The following is a 13009-nucleotide window of genomic DNA, read 5'->3' on the forward strand; positions in this document are numbered from 1 at the left end:
TTTCGCATCTGTCTGCTCCTTCAGAGTTGGCGCAGACTCTACATTACGGTGAGGGATTTCGCGGGGGGCAGGTCAATGGGTATCAGGCTTCGAATGTGTTTGACTAGGTGAATGGCGGTGAACAGCATCATCAGAACCATGCCGACAAACAGTGCGACATCTGAATAGAAGGTCGGTAAGTAGAGCGTCGGGCTCTCTTTCCAGACTCGGGCTGCATACTTTGTGAAATCCCAAGTCCAGCTCAGAAGCCAAAACCCGACGGCCAGGCTGATGATGTCGCCAATAATGGCCAAAACCGTATGGGCGCGCTCAGTAGTCAGGAAAATCTCTAAGACATTCGCCCTGATGTGATGGTCCTCGCGGGACGCATTCGCAGCACCAAGAATGTAGAGCCAGATTGCTGGATAAACCAATGTTTCTTCAAGCCCCATCACCGGCACTTCAAGCACATACCGCGTGATCACTTGCACAAATTGTCCTAGCGCAAGAATGCAGATCAGCGTGGTCAGGATGTAACTGGAGATTTTGTCCAATGCGCCCTCCAATGGATGCAGGATTGATATTTCGGTCAACCTCGCAGCTTAGCCCTATAGGAGAAATTTTTTTTAATTGCTAATTCGATAGCATTTTCCTATAGCTTCGATATGAACCTATCTTTTCGGCAGTTGCGGACGTTTCGGGAAGTCATGCGCTTTGGCTCCGTGTCCGAGGCCGCCCGCACCTTGGCCCGCTCCCAGCCTTCAGTCAGCGCTATGATTGCCAATCTAGAGCAAGAACTGGGTTTTGATTTATTTCAACGTCACAAGGGTCGGATGGTCCCCAAGCCAGAAGCACATTACTTCCTTGAAGAAGTCGAAATCGTACTTGATCGGCTCGCACAATCGACACGCACGATGCGAGAGATTGGTGACCTCGACAAAGGCCAGCTCAGGATCGCGTGTATGCCAGCGGCGTCTGGCTTCTTCCTGCCACGCGTGTTGGCAAACTTTGTTGAGAGCCGCCCACATGTCACGGCTTCACTGGTGACCCGAACATCTTACATCGTCGAAGAATTGATTGCGTCCCAGCAATACGACATTGGTCTGTCAGAAACGCCTCACGCCCGCGATACAATTGGGGTCACATCATTCGATCTGAAATGCGTTTGCGCAGTGCATCGCGATCATCCGCTTTCGGCTAAGACTATGATAACGCCCAGAGACCTTGACGGGCTCCCGATAGCGGCCCTGACCAGAGATCACCCAATCTCCATCAAGACGAAACGGGCGTTCGAAGATGCTGGCGCAAATCTCTTTCAGCGATTTGAGTTGCAGATTTTTCAACCCGCGCTCGAATTGGTGGAAGGGCAACTTTGCCACTGTATTTGCGATCCAATCAGTGCCGAGAGTTACAAAATATACCGCCCGGAAAATCCCAAAATAATTTTTGTTCCTTTCAGTCCAGCGATAGAGATCTCAACATCTATCCTCACACCGTCTCAACGTCCGAAATCGCTCTTGGGCGTGGCCTTTGAAGAGCAAATAGTGGCCGCCATGAAAGGCTTGCAGTCTCAATAGATTGATTTCGGCCTTTCAATTTGCGGGGAAATTCCTCTTTCTCGCCGACGGCGCATATTGCTATAGACGTGAAGCAACAAAAACGGTCATCGGCGCAGCCGTAGCGAAAGCTAGCATTGTCCGCGTTGACGACCTTCGCGGCAGTTTTATTGAACATCAGCTTGCTTTACGTGAGTGCGGATATCATTTCCTCAGGTCCTCCAAGAATTCCAGAACGCGCGCATAGTCTCCACTGACCACGCACGCTTGTTCTTAGGCCTTTCGCCGCTGCTGATCGATTCAACGGAAGTACTGCTCGACATCGGCAAAATACGTCTCCGCTTCGCGCCTCAACAGGTCAGCATAAGCCCGCACGTCATCGGGATCGGTCGGCATCCAGAGCGGCGCAGGCGGCAGGCAATTGCCCGCGATCCCGGCAGACCCCCAGCTCAAAACGACCATTACCGATCATGTTTGTTTCAAAAGCGCCATATAATCTTGGCTCAGCCACTCCGTTGCAGTAAATTCGTTTCAACGCAGGAGAGGCGTAATAATTCGAATTGCACCCATTGACTGCAATATCATAATATTGAGTCGACTGGGTAGTCTAGGAGGGACTGCCGGGCTAATGCACAACTCTGTAAGGTTCGATCCTATAAATTTGATACAAGACGCCCCCAAATGCTGTCATTGAAGACGGACTGCGCACGCTGCTTGCCCAGGGTCATTCGGCGGATGTTTTGTGTGCCGGGTTACGCCCAAACGTACAGGTGCTCAGTGGTCCGGAGAATGAACCGCCCCGGCTTGCCCGAAGAGCGTTTCGTTCAACGCGTTACGCGACCTTATCCATAGCTTTGACTTGTTCAAGGTATCGCTGCTCGGCCTCGGCTGGGGGCATGTAGCCGATTGAGCTGAGAAGACGGTCCTGATTGCACCAATCGACCCAGTGCATGGTTTCCCATTCGACATCCTGCATTGTTTTCCAGGGCCCCAGCTGCTTGATGACTTCGGCCTTGAACAGACCAATCACGCTTTCGGCAAGAGCATTATCGCAGGAGTCGCTGACCGTCCCGACTGATGGGTCCACCTCGGCATCGGCCAGCCGCTCGGTATACCTGAAGGACAGGTATTGCGATCCGCGGTCCGAGTGATGAGTCAAACTTTTGTTTCCAAGAGGCTTTCTCTGCCAAAGCGCTTGCTCGAGCGCATCGAGTACGAACTGGGTTGTCATCGAGCTGGATACACGCCAACCCACAATCCGCCGCGCAAATTCGTCGATCACGAAAACGACGTAGACGGTGCCCGACCAGGTCGGCACAGATGTGAAATCCGACACCCAGAGCCGGTTTGGCCGATCAGAATGGAACGCGCGGTTGACCTTGTCGTCTGGGCAGGGCATCGCGGTGTCGGGATTGGTCGTGACGGTCTTCTTGCCGCGCACGACTCACCGCACCCATCTCCCGCATCAATCTCTCCACTGTGCAGCGCGCGACGGCCAAGTTGCCGCGTTTCAGGACATGCCAGATCTTCCGTGTCTTAGAGTTTGCGGTTCTCAGACCAGATCTTGTGGATCTCATCCTTCAACCCCAAGTCCCGCCGCGCCCGCCTGGATGCGAGAGAGGGATCCCGGGCGATTGCCTTCTGCACGTGATAGGTCACCTCTCATCGTTTGCGTCGTAAACGACTGCCGGTCAACGGATGGGGCGATCGGCAGCACGCGGCAGATCGGCTCGACCCCGAACTCCTTCCGGAATTCGTCAATGAAGGCAGTCATTTGCGAAACGGGCGGTCGAGCTCCGCCTGGGCAAAATAAGCGCTCGCTTTCTTCAGGATCTCGTTCGCCTGCTGCAACTCCCGGTTCTCGCGTTCCAGTTCCTTGATGCGGGCCTTTTCTGCGCTCGTCGACCCTGCTTCCTTACCGGCGATATCGCGCACCGCGGCCGTCAAGCTGCGGTAGCCATCAAGATGGTCGATCACCATCTGAACCGCCCGCTCGCGGAACTCGGCCGGGTACGGGCTCGTCGTATTCTTCTTCCTGTCCATGGAGAGCTATCCTTTGAGAGTTTTGCTCTCCGGGCAAGCCAGGGCGGTTCTGTCCTAGCGGGTCGCAACACGGCGCCAGTCCTTGAGCCGGGCAAAACTGTTCTCGATCTTGTGGCGTTTGCGATAGCGAACTTCGTCGTGCCGAATCTGAACCTTGCGGCCCTTCCTTGCCGGCATGCATGACGTGATACCCATGTTTTCAAGCGCTTCGCGATACCGGTCTGCATCATAGCCTCGGTTCGCCAGCATGTGTCTGGTGGGCGGCAGACCGTCCAGAAGAGCCCGCGCCCCGATGTAATCATACCCTGGTGCGGCCAATCAGGCGGCCGCCTCCCCCCCCTTTTCCAGCCCCAGACTGGAGGCCGTCCCGTGCGTCTTGAGATGCGTCGCCGATCATCAGCGTGTCGGTCGTGCCACCCCGATCGGCCAGTTCCAGCAGCATCTGAGCGAAGATGCCTTTCTCGCTCCACCGCTTCCATAGACTGTAGAAGTTCTTGTGCGGACCGTAGGCCTCAGGAGCATAAAGTCACCGTAACCCATTGCGATTTATGAACACTATACCGCTCAAAACACGCCCGTCGTCAACGCGCGGTTTGCCGTTGGACTTCGGGAAGAAAGGCTCCAGCTTGGTCATCTGTTCGTCGTTCAGCCAGCATAGTTCACTCATGTGCCCCCTCCGTTTGGGGCTCCATGAATCAGACCGCTAGGCTAAAATCAATGCACCCTGACCCTAGGTGGCCGGTTTGTAATATTCCAATCTTCATTTAACTGAGTTCTTTTCTGGTTTCGCTGCCTGCGGATTTACATTTTCCACGAAAGACCGCCGTCAATTTCCAACACCGCACCCGAGGTATACCCTGAAAGTTCTGACACCAGAAACGCTACAGCCGCAGCGATTTCCTCTTTCTTGGCGGCACGCCCGAATGGCAACTTTGCCACAAGTTCAGGCCAGCGCTCTGCATCGCCCCAATGGGTTTCAGCCTGTTTTCTTTGCAGGACTTCCAGACGGTCTGTATCCACTGGGCCGGGATTAACAGCAACAACCCGAATGCCATCTTTCGGGCTTGTCGAACCAAGCGCGCGGGTCATCGCAATCAAAGAGGCATTGCCCATGCTGCCCGCAAGGTAGTTTGCATCAACCCGCAGCCCGGCCCAGCCAATCACATTCACAATCACACCGGACTGTCGTTTGACCATTGCCGCATGGAAGCTCCGGGTCATTTCGATGATGCCAAAAACCTTGAGATCCCAAGAGGCGCGCCAAGCGTTCGCATCAACCTGATCCAGTGCCCCACCGGGAATAGCGCCAGCGTTGTTCACAAGGATATCAACCTCTGGAAACTGCGTAACCAGCTGTTCTGGGGCAGTCGGATCGGCAACATCAAGTGCAACGCTTTGCACTTGTTTGCCAGTCTCAGCCAGTATCCAGTCTGCCGCCTGCGACAGAGTTTCGGGATTGCGCGCCACCAGGATGACCTCTGCACCTTCCTCGGCGAGGGTTTTGGCACTGGCCAGCCCGATACCTTTGGAGCCACCGGTTATCAGGGCTGTTTTTCCTTCCAGATGCAGTTTCATTTGTCCCTCACTTTACCAAAGTTTGCCGCGGGCCGTGACTGGCCAAACGGTTTCCACGACGTCGTCACGAATGCCCACGATGTAATCATGTAGGTTACAGGTTGGGTCGCAGTGCCCGGGGATCAGGCGGATGCGGTCATGGAGGTCCAGCTGCCCCTTAGGATCGCGGATCATACCGTGCTCGTCATTGCATCCGACATACTCTGCCCCATCGACATCCACCAATTTGGGGAGACCTGAATCCACCGCGTGGCTTTTGTGCCCGCCATCGCAAATGACAATACCTGGACGCGCTGCCGACATAATTGTGCACAAAAGGAACATGGCATTTTCAAAGGGCACTTCTTGTTCGCCATCGGCGTTCAGCACCGTCATGTATGACGCATCCATCAACGCATATGTTCCAGCCTGTAATTCTGTAAAGACGCCCGAGGCGGCCTCTTTCCGAAAGGTGCCTGTGCCTGCGCCGCTGATAATGGCGCAGGCCAGTCCCAGTTCACCAAGCGCATCTAGGGTAGTTCTGACCTTGGCCTCGACGCTGTCATACATCGCTTGCCGCCTGGTCGCGTCCACACAGTGCTGGGCCGAGCCGTTGTAGGCCTGCAGCCCGTCAAATCGCAGGCCGGGCGCATTGGAAACCTCTTGCGCCAGCCGGGCTGCATCAGCGCCGGGGTTTACACCGCAACGTCCGGCACCAACGTCAACCTCAACCAGACAGCCCAGTTTGACCCCACCGGCCACCGCCGCCTCCGACAGGTCAGCGACATTGCGGGCGTCATCAACGCAAACCCGCACAGTCACGTGTTTGGCCAGGTCGATCAGTCTTGCGATCTTGGCTGGGGCCACGACCTGGTTCGAGATCAGGATATCCGTGATCCCTTCCTCAATCAGCGCCACGGCCTCAGACACTTTTTGGCAGCAAAACCCATGCACGCCGCCGATTTCCATCTGGCGATGCGCAATCCCGGCGGTTTTGTGCGCCTTGGCATGGGCCCTTAAGCCCACTCCGTGTTTTTGGGCGATAGCGCGCATTTTGCGCAAGTTGCGTTCAAAGGCATCAAGATCCACTATCAAAGCAGGTGTTTCGACGTCTTTCACGGACATGCCAATTTGCGCAGGTACCGTCAGCCCTAGGTCAGTTTTCATTTCTTCACCATCCTATGACACGGGGTAACCACAGCACGATGTCGCTAAACAGAAAGACCAGTGCGACCACGAGAAGCTGGATCCCGATAAAGGGCATCACGCCGATATAGATATCTTTCATCCTAATTTCCGGTGGGGCTACGCCTTGCAGAAAAAACAGCGACCAACCGAAGGGAGGCGTCAGGAAAGAAGTTTGCAAAATCACAGCAATCAGCATCGCTAACCAGACCATATCCACGCCTGCTGACTGAAAAAACGGCAGCATGATCGGTAGGGCAATATAGCTGATTTCAATCCATTCCATGAAGAACCCAAGCACAAAGATGATGAACAACAGGAACAAAATCGCACCATTCACCTCGCCCGGAACACCAGCAAACAGCTCTTCCACGAAATGCTCTCCACCCAACCCACGGAAGGCGATCGAAAACACTTGCGACGCCAGAAGAATAAAGAAGATCATGCTAGAGATGATTAGCGTGGTTTTCGTCGTCTCGCGGATCAGTTTCAGGTTCAGACGCCCATAAAGTGCGGCAATTGCCAACGCACCACTTGCACCGATGGAGGCAGCCTCGGTTGGGGCAGCGACACCACCAATGATCGACCCCAGAACAAACACTACCAGTGCCATCGGGGGCAGAACCACAACGACCATCTGCTTCAACAGTTTTCTAGCGTCCACCTGCGCGCGTTCTTCGGCATCAATCGCGGGCACCATACCCGGTTTGAAGATCGCCAGCCCCAACAAGTAAACCACGAACAAGGCCGACAATAACAAGCCTGGTACAAAGGCCGCTGCAAACAGCGTGCCAACAGACAAGCCGACAATATCTGCCATCAGGATCAACACCAAGCTAGGTGGAATAATTTGCCCCAAAGTGCCTGAAGCGCAGATCAACCCACAGGACAGGCTTTTGGAATATCCCCGCTGCAGCAAGATCGGCAGCGTGAGTAGCGTCAGAGTCACGATTGTGGCCCCCACGATCCCCGTGGCTGCCCCCAGCAACACGCCGCAAAAAACGATGGCAATCCCCAACCCACCGCGCAGTCCACCCATCGCATAACCGATGACGGTCAGCAGATCTTCCGCAATTTTAGATCGCTCCAGCGCCACGCCCATGAACACAAACAGCGGAATGGCGATGAATTCATACTTGGTAATGACTCCGTAAATTCGGTGCGGCACAAGCGCGAACAATTTGCCCTCAAACCCGGTAAAGCCAAACACGAAGCCCGACACAGCAATAGCAATCGCCACGGGAAACCCGATGATGAGCAACACGAAAAAGGCGCCCAGCATCATCATAATTTGCAATTCCATCACTTGGTCTCCACTTCGCCTGAGATCAGAATGTGGGCGTTTCGAATTGTTTCAGCCGCGGCCTGCAACAACAAGCTCATGAAACCTATAACGATTGTGGCTTTCAAAGCGTAACGCATAGGCAGACCGCCCGGATCCGCAGACCCTTCTAAGCTACGCCAGGATTGTTGGACGTAAGGAATGGTGTAGTTGCAGATTAAAATCGCAATTACAAAAAGCGACAGCGCCGCTGCCAGGTCAATCGCGGCCCGGGTGCGCGGGCCGGCGGGTTTATAGATGATATCGACCCGTACATGTTCGCCTTTCTGATAGGTGTAAGCCACCCCTAGAGTTGCGACAACGGCGAGGAAATGCCATTCCAATTCCTGCGTCCAGACCGTGCCGATCCCAAACAAATATCGAACGAGCACATTCGCCGTGACCGTCACGATGATCCCGAAAACGCAGATCATTGCGACCTTCCCAAGGAAGGCCACAACAATTTCGCAAATTCCGGCAAGTTTCAAAAGAACCTGCAAGGCGCTTACCCTCGAATACGGCGATGCCATTGGCCCTCGCTGACATCTGTCCAAGCATCATGCTTGGCCTTGAAGTCAAAGTAATGGTCACGCACGCGGGCAAACAGCGGATCGCCCGATCCAAGTTCTTCTAGCACACCTGGTGTGGCGTCTTTCAGACCATTGAGGATTTCGTCAGACAGAGTGCGCAGCTGGGTGCCATGGTTTTCAACCAGATCTTTCAGAGCTTCGCCGTTGACGGCCTCTGACCAAGCCTGTGAGCGCACATTGGTAGACGCACATGCGTTGCGCACAATATGCTGCAGATCTTCGGGCAGGCTTTCCCATGCAGACTTGTTAACAGCAAATTCAACCACGTTGTTTGGTTCGGACCAGCCGGTGGTATAATAATAGGACGCTGCATTGTGCAGCCCCAAGATTTTATCCTGCGCAGGGCCCACCCATTCAGCTGCTTGAATAACGCCACGTTCCAGCGCCGGGAAAATCTCTGCTGGCGGCAGCAGTTTCACATCAACACCGACAGCTGCATAGATACGGCTAGATAGGCCAGGAATACGCATCTGCAGACCTTGCAGATCTTCCAGTGTGTTGACCTCTTCCTTGAACCAACCGGTCATCTGCACGCCAGTATTACCGCAAGGAAAAGGCACCATGCCGATGTCCGCATAAAGCTCTTGCCACAGATCAAGCCCGCCGCCTTCATACATCCAGGCGTTCTGGCCTTGGTAGTTCATACCAAACGGTACGCCGCCAAAGAACTGCGCCCAAGGGCGTTTGCCCGCGCCAAAATAGGATACCCAGCCGTTGCATTCGACGATGCCCGACTGCGCCGCGTCGAAACCTTCAAAAGGTGGAACCAGCTCGCCGCCATGGAACACTTCGATGTTCAAACGCCCACCGGACATGGCGCGAATGCGATCGGTCAAATCTGTCAGGCTGCCAGGGCCGACCGAATACATCGGCAGGCTGGGCGGATAGGCCGTCGTCATCTTCCAGTTGAATGTCTCTTGCGCGCGGGCCACGGTAGGCGCGGCCAGCGCCGCTCCGCCAAGTGCCGCTGCACCACCAGTCAAAATTTGTCTTCTATCCATGTTTTAGTCCTCTCTATTGATGTGGTTAGATCCGATTCTCTCAGACTTCTTGTTGTGAGTTTTCGCGCCCGATCTGGGCCATGCCCGGCTCGAAGCGGGCGGCGAGATCAAGCAGGCGTTGGTCCTGACCAAAGCCAGCCACGAGCTGAACCGCGCCCTTCAGATTGTTGTGCAACGGGGCCGTTGGAAGCGTGATGCAGGGCAAATACAGCAGCGACCACGCACGATTTACGTAAGGGTCGCCGGTACTACCCAGCCCCTTTGGCGGCAGGGTCTTGGCGGAAGGGGACGCAATCGCATCCAGATCGGCAAACAGCGCCTCCATCCAGAGGCGACCGGCCTGCCCCACCTCCAGAGCGCCAGCATATTGATCCGCCGTGATGTTGGCCGCCTCTTGGCAGTATGTGCGCAACTGGTCCGAGATCAGCGCGCTGTGGTTTGTCAGCTCGTGTTCCAGCGACTTAAGAACCTCATAAGCCATCACGTCGCATTGCGCGTCGATTAGGTCGAACAGACGCTGACCATTGCCTAGATCGACAACGATTTCACCGTCCTCCCGAACCTTAGCCTTGAAGCTGCGCAGCGTGTCCTGAGTATAGCTGTCTGCCTCCGCCCAAGTAGCATCGTCGAAAAAACCAATTCTCTTGGGGCCTTCGTCAAGCGATGCGAACACAGGCAGATCTGCGATTTCCTCGCCTAACCTTCGGACGGCGCTGACGCTGCGGGCGAAAACCCCGACCCGATCCAAAGACGGCGAAACGACCTTGAGCCCGGTACGGCTGACGCTGCCCATGGTGGGCAGAAAACCCACGACACCACAATATGCAGCAGGGCGAATGACCGATCCCGCCGTTTGCGTGCCAATCCCGTGTGAAACCAACCCCGCCCCAACCGAAGCAGCGGAACCACTGGATGACCCGCCCGGCGTATAGGCCATATTCTGTGGATTGGTGGTAGGCCCGGGCTTAAAGGTCGCAAATTCTGTCGTGACCGTTTTCCCCGCAATCTTGACACCCGCCCGCTCAGCACGGCGCACCACTTCGGCGGACTGGTTTGCAACGGCCCCCGTATAGATCGGAGACCCGCATCCGGTGGGCATACCCTGAACGTCGAACAGATCTTTGACAGCCAACGTTGCCTGCGAAAGCGGTAAATCATCCTGCGTTTTGGCCGGAACTGCCGAAAGATCCAGGTCATCCGCCAAATGAACAAAAGCCTTCAAATGGGCCTCAACCTCTTCGAATGACACGGTTTTCGACTGAGTATTCATCGTTCCCTCAACTGGCAGAGTGCCGATATTGCTATCAGTTATTATATACGATATCATATAATATATTATTTCAAGTGTGTTTTGGGAACCTGAAATCGCGTACACTGTCGCGGAGAAGGAAGTGCCCAAAAAACAAGCTGTCATCTCGGCCGCTGACAAAATGAAAGGCGAAAAATGGAACGCACACACGATCTCGGCGGGCTTCCCGCAGGGAAGATTGACCAGACCGATCACGAACTGACCTTTTTCGACAAGCGGGTGGATGCACTTTATGTGCTGCTGACCGGCCCGCAAAAAGCGGCCTTCAAAATGGACGAAGTGCGCCGCACCGTCGAAAGCTTTTCGCAAGCAGACTATTTCGGGCTGAGCTATTACGAGCGTTGGCTCAAGGCGATCGCGCTGTTGCTGATCGAAAAGGGGCATGTGGACGCGGACGCGTTTGATATCCCTAAAGCCAGCAGTTGAGGTGGCCATGACATCTGTTTCAACACATTATCCTGTGCCGCCGAAATTCGCTGACGGCCAGCGGGTGCAGGTGATCAACGATGAATCGCTCGGGCATTGCCGCACACCGCTTTATGTGCGGGGTGCCTATGGCACCGTCGTGTCCTTTATCGGCAGCCACAAGAACCCCGAAGATCTGGCCTATGGCGGCAGTGGGTTGCCGGAATCCCCGCTCTATTGGATTGAATTCAACCTGTCCGAGCTGTGGGATCATTACACTGGTGACGGCACCGACATGCTGCAGGTCGAAGTTTACGAGCATTGGCTTCGCAAGGTTACAAAGGACACATAAGAAATGCCCCACGATCATTCCCACCCCCATCCTCTGTCGCGTGACCACGCCGAGCCCAGACCTGCCTTCAAGAGACTGTTGGATCAAGTTCTGAGCGAGCTGGACAAAAGCGAGCTGCTGACCTCAGACGAAGTCACCGCCCAAATCGAAGACATGGAGGGACGCAACCCAACCGAAGGCGCCCGTCTGGTGGCCCGTTGCTGGACGGACCCGAAATTTCTGGAACTCGCGCGCAAGGATCTGCCAGCCGCCGCCGCGCAGCTCGGCATTTCCATGCCCCCCTATCCGGTGTTCCTGCTGCTGGAGAATACCGACGATCTGCACCACGTCGTAGTTTGCACGCTCTGTTCTTGTTACCCACGTCCTATCCTTGGCCCGCCGCCCGTGTGGTACAAGTCGCGCAACTACCGGTCTCGCGTAGTGGTGGAACCACGCGAAGTTCTGAAGGAGTTTGGCACCTCTCTACCTGAAGGCACAAACCTGCGAGTGGTGGACAGCACAGCAGATTGCCGGTATTTGGTCCTACCCAAACGCCCAGCAGGGACCGAGAACTTTTCGGAACCGGAACTTGCCGAACTGGTCACCCGTGATAGCATGATCGGCGTCACCAACGTGAGTATATGAACCAAATGTCCGCGACAAAAGCCTCGTCTGCTTCCAAATCATCCGGCTCGACAACGGATCGAATTTGTCAGGCGTTGCGCGAGCGGGTTCTATCAGGCGAGTATTCCACGGGAATGCAGCTGCGTCAGAACGACATTGCAAACCAGTTTGGTGTTAGCCACATCCCCGTGCGCGAAGCCCTTCAGACCCTTCGGTTTGAGGGGCTGGTCGAACAAATCGCCAACCGCGGAGCGTTCGTCGCCAGTATCAGCCTGGAAGAGCTGCGCAACATCTGGAGCCTGCGCCGCAAGCTTGAGCCCATGGCGATTGAGCAGGCGATTTCTCAGATTTCTGCGGTCGAGTTAAAAGATGCAGAAAACATCATCAAGAAAGCCTCGGGCGCGAGTGACAGCCTGACCTCGGTGCGACTGAACTGGGAATTTCATCTGTGCCTTTATAAACCTTGTGGCAACGATCTGCTGATTGAGTTCATCGAACGCCTGTACCGCAAGGCAGATCGGTATTCCTGCGTCCTATGGACCAACCACGAATACGGTGCGCAGGCCGAGAAAGAGCACCGCGAAATTCTGGACTGCATTAAAACCGGCGATGTAGAATTGGCCAAAGCCCGAACGCTTGAACATATCAATGCGGTCGAGCGGCTTGTGGAACATTCGTTTTCGGCCTGAGAGATGGCTGTATGTTCACAAAATTGAGCGTCATGCGCTCCAAACATCCCGCTAAAAACAGTTGTTCGTGGGGCAAGTAGCGACGGAAGAATTGTCTTGCCTTGGTGATCTTCGCCGCAGCCTTGTTGGCTGGCAGCTTGTTCCACGTGATGATAGGAGTCATCTCCTCACGCCATCCAGAACCTCTAAAACGCGCGCGTAGTCTTCGCTGGCGACATGAACCTGCTCGAAAAACCTCCCGTCTCTCCTGATCCAGTTAGCCGAAATTCCGCCCAACATCGGCGAAATACGTCTCCGCATCGCGCCTCAACAGGGCAGCATGTGACCTGACATCATCGGGATCGGCAACCCATAAAACGGGTTATGAGAGGCGCTGTCAGCATCAATCCCTCGTTTCGACACTTTGGGCACAACGGCAACGG

At 55.1% G+C, this 13009-nt stretch carries 13 protein-coding genes, 2 pseudogenes and 1 other annotated feature; of the genes and pseudogenes, 5 read left to right on the top strand and 10 right to left on the bottom strand.

The window, feature by feature from the left end; translation table 11 throughout:
• Positions 1-38: 38 nt before the first annotated feature.
• A complete protein-coding gene (locus tag Q4577_RS22925; protein ID WP_303473185.1) occupies positions 39-533 on the bottom strand; it encodes a TRAP transporter small permease in 495 nt (164 codons plus the stop codon).
• 111 nt (positions 534-644) lie between these two features.
• Between Q4577_RS22925 and Q4577_RS22930 the strand changes: the two genes are divergently transcribed.
• Entirely contained in the window at positions 645-1556 is a 912-nt protein-coding gene (locus Q4577_RS22930; protein WP_303473184.1) for a LysR substrate-binding domain-containing protein, read from the top strand.
• A 279-nt stretch (positions 1557-1835) separates the two neighbouring features.
• On the opposite strand, the gene Q4577_RS22935 is transcribed toward Q4577_RS22930, so the two are convergent.
• The 9 genes and pseudogenes from Q4577_RS22935 to Q4577_RS22975 form a co-directional block, all read right to left on the bottom strand.
• The gene (locus Q4577_RS22935; RefSeq protein ID WP_303473183.1) at positions 1836-1997 is read right to left on the bottom strand and encodes a hypothetical protein; all 162 of its coding nucleotides are present in this window, start codon (positions 1995-1997) and stop codon (positions 1836-1838) included.
• Positions 1998-2367: 370 nt separating this feature from the next.
• Positions 2368-3578 (bottom strand): annotated as a pseudogene (locus Q4577_RS22940) (IS3 family transposase).
• Positions 3235-3351, bottom strand: a sequence feature (AL1L pseudoknot). (Overlaps the previous pseudogene by 117 nt.)
• Positions 3579-3635: 57 nt before the next feature.
• Positions 3636-4245 (bottom strand): annotated as a pseudogene (locus Q4577_RS22945) (transposase); the annotation flags it as partial.
• Between the two features lie 134 nt (positions 4246-4379).
• Positions 4380-5153 carry a short-chain dehydrogenase/reductase gene (locus Q4577_RS22950; RefSeq protein WP_303473182.1) on the bottom strand — a complete coding sequence of 258 codons (774 nt, stop codon included), beginning with the start codon at positions 5151-5153 and terminating at the stop codon, positions 4380-4382.
• 12 nt (positions 5154-5165) lie between these two features.
• Positions 5166-6299, bottom strand: coding sequence for a DSD1 family PLP-dependent enzyme (locus Q4577_RS22955; protein ID WP_303473181.1), 1134 nt, complete (start codon positions 6297-6299; stop codon positions 5166-5168).
• 4 nt (positions 6300-6303) lie between these two features.
• A complete protein-coding gene (locus tag Q4577_RS22960) occupies positions 6304-7620 on the bottom strand; it encodes a TRAP transporter large permease subunit (protein ID WP_303473180.1) in 1317 nt (438 codons plus the stop codon).
• On the bottom strand, positions 7620-8138 hold the full coding sequence (locus Q4577_RS22965; protein ID WP_303473179.1) for a TRAP transporter small permease subunit: 519 nt from the start codon (positions 8136-8138) through the stop codon (positions 7620-7622). The genes Q4577_RS22960 and Q4577_RS22965 overlap by 1 nt, the downstream gene beginning before the upstream one ends.
• Before the next feature lie 5 nt (positions 8139-8143).
• Complete coding sequence (locus tag Q4577_RS22970; RefSeq protein WP_303473178.1) at positions 8144-9229, bottom strand: TRAP transporter substrate-binding protein; 1086 nt, start codon at positions 9227-9229, stop codon at positions 8144-8146.
• 40 nt (positions 9230-9269) lie between these two features.
• Positions 9270-10499 carry an amidase gene (locus Q4577_RS22975; protein ID WP_303567669.1) on the bottom strand — a complete coding sequence of 410 codons (1230 nt, stop codon included), beginning with the start codon at positions 10497-10499 and terminating at the stop codon, positions 9270-9272.
• Positions 10500-10673: 174 nt separating this feature from the next.
• Between Q4577_RS22975 and Q4577_RS22980 the strand changes: the two genes are divergently transcribed.
• The 4 genes from Q4577_RS22980 to Q4577_RS22995 are packed head-to-tail and all read left to right on the top strand — an operon-like array spanning position 10674 to position 12587.
• Entirely contained in the window at positions 10674-10964 is a 291-nt protein-coding gene (locus Q4577_RS22980) for an SH3-like domain-containing protein (RefSeq protein ID WP_280520441.1), read from the top strand.
• Between the two features lie 7 nt (positions 10965-10971).
• On the top strand, positions 10972-11295 hold the full coding sequence (locus Q4577_RS22985) for an SH3-like domain-containing protein (RefSeq protein WP_303473175.1): 324 nt from the start codon (positions 10972-10974) through the stop codon (positions 11293-11295).
• A gap of 3 nt (positions 11296-11298) precedes the next feature.
• Positions 11299-11919, top strand: a complete 621-nt coding sequence (locus Q4577_RS22990; RefSeq protein ID WP_303473172.1) for a nitrile hydratase subunit alpha — start codon at positions 11299-11301, stop codon at positions 11917-11919.
• A 5-nt stretch (positions 11920-11924) separates the two neighbouring features.
• Complete coding sequence (locus Q4577_RS22995) at positions 11925-12587, top strand: GntR family transcriptional regulator (protein ID WP_303473170.1); 663 nt, start codon at positions 11925-11927, stop codon at positions 12585-12587.
• Positions 12588-13009 lie beyond the last annotated feature (422 nt).

The organism is Marinovum sp. 2_MG-2023 (assembly GCF_030548265.1).
In the GTDB taxonomy this organism is placed as follows: Bacteria; Pseudomonadota; Alphaproteobacteria; order Rhodobacterales; family Rhodobacteraceae; genus Marinovum.

Excerpts from the sequence above, each read along its gene's own strand:
- Q4577_RS22930 (WP_303473184.1), top strand. The coding sequence starts at position 645 with ATGAACCTATCTTTTCGGCAGTTGCGGACGTTTCGGGAAGTCATGCGC.
- Q4577_RS22935 (WP_303473183.1), bottom strand. The coding sequence starts at position 1,997 with ATGGTCGTTTTGAGCTGGGGGTCTGCCGGGATCGCGGGCAATTGCCTG.
- Q4577_RS22950 (WP_303473182.1), bottom strand. The coding sequence starts at position 5,153 with ATGAAACTGCATCTGGAAGGAAAAACAGCCCTGATAACCGGTGGCTCC.
- Q4577_RS22955 (WP_303473181.1), bottom strand. The coding sequence starts at position 6,299 with ATGAAAACTGACCTAGGGCTGACGGTACCTGCGCAAATTGGCATGTCC.
- Q4577_RS22960 (WP_303473180.1), bottom strand. The coding sequence starts at position 7,620 with ATGGAATTGCAAATTATGATGATGCTGGGCGCCTTTTTCGTGTTGCTC.
- Q4577_RS22970 (WP_303473178.1), bottom strand. The coding sequence starts at position 9,229 with ATGGATAGAAGACAAATTTTGACTGGTGGTGCAGCGGCACTTGGCGGA.
- Q4577_RS22975 (WP_303567669.1), bottom strand. The coding sequence starts at position 10,499 with ATGAATACTCAGTCGAAAACCGTGTCATTCGAAGAGGTTGAGGCCCAT.
- Q4577_RS22980 (WP_280520441.1), top strand. The coding sequence starts at position 10,674 with ATGGAACGCACACACGATCTCGGCGGGCTTCCCGCAGGGAAGATTGAC.
- Q4577_RS22985 (WP_303473175.1), top strand. The coding sequence starts at position 10,972 with ATGACATCTGTTTCAACACATTATCCTGTGCCGCCGAAATTCGCTGAC.
- Q4577_RS22990 (WP_303473172.1), top strand. The coding sequence starts at position 11,299 with ATGCCCCACGATCATTCCCACCCCCATCCTCTGTCGCGTGACCACGCC.
- Q4577_RS22995 (WP_303473170.1), top strand. The coding sequence starts at position 11,925 with ATGTCCGCGACAAAAGCCTCGTCTGCTTCCAAATCATCCGGCTCGACA.